The 1,054-nt window shown below is 45.8% G+C and carries 1 protein-coding gene; it reads left to right on the forward strand.

Annotated elements, in window-relative coordinates; genetic code table 11:
- On the forward strand, positions 1–936 hold a 936-nt coding region (locus ACP45E_RS17205), incomplete at its 5' end, for an ATP-binding cassette domain-containing protein (RefSeq protein ID WP_141707388.1).
- Between the last annotated feature and the right edge of the window lie 118 nt (positions 937–1,054).

Below are 1,054 nucleotides of genomic sequence, written 5' to 3' on the forward strand. Positions count from 1 at the left end.
GTCGTCTGGCTATCGGCGGATGGTGTAGGAGGCAATCCACCCGACCCATTCATTGCATTGGTCGCGTTTGCCACAATGGCAAGCTTTGAGCTACTTATGCCTATAGCGGGAGCGTTTCAGCACTTAGGTCAAACACTCACCTCGGCAAGACGTCTTAATGAAGTGACACTCTCTGAGCCTGACGTTGTCTTTTCCTCAGAAAAACAGGTACTCTCCGATGCCTACTCTATTCAGTTTCAATCGATCAGCTTTCAATACCCAGGTAGTGAGCAATTGGTGTTGAATAACATCAATCTCGATATCGCAAGTAATGAGCGAATCGCAATTGTCGGCCAAACAGGCTCCGGTAAATCTACCTTGCTACAGCTGCTAAATCGCTACTGGGATCCTAAGCAAGGCCGTATTTCTATCGCTGGGCTCCCCCTCACTCAATGGAACGAAAGCCAATTACGATCTTCTGTTTCGGTAGTCAGTCAGCGAGTCGATATCCTGAATGGCACACTTCGAGACAATCTTCTCATGGCCAATCCATCCGCCCATGATGACACTCTGTCGAACGTACTAAACCAAGTACAGTTAGATAAGCTATTGGAAGACTTAGGGCTGGATGCTTGGCTCGGTGACGGTGGGCGACAACTTTCTGGTGGTGAGAAACGTCGAATCGGTATCGCTCGTGCTATTTTACATAATGCACCCATTCTACTACTGGATGAACCAACCGAAGGACTAGATAAGCAAACAGAACAACAAATAATGGATTTACTTGAATCGCACTTTGTTTATAAGACGGTGCTGTTTGTTACCCATAGGCTGGTTAATTTACATAAGATGGATAGAGTTTGTTTAGTTGAACAGGGAGAAATCGTCGAAGTGGGCAGTCATCAAACGTTATTAGAGCAGCGCGGACGTTACTTCGAGTTAACTCAAACACTCTAGCGTTCTAGCGTTCTAGCGTTCTAGCAATCACCATGAATAAAACTGGAACAGCGAGCCTATGTGGCTCGCTTTTTTTAGCAGCATTTTATACCAGTCGTAGTAAATAACGGTTCACCCT

It is taken from the genome of Vibrio genomosp. F10 str. 9ZD137 (assembly GCF_049974785.1).
In the GTDB taxonomy this organism is placed as follows: Bacteria; Pseudomonadota; Gammaproteobacteria; order Enterobacterales; family Vibrionaceae; genus Vibrio.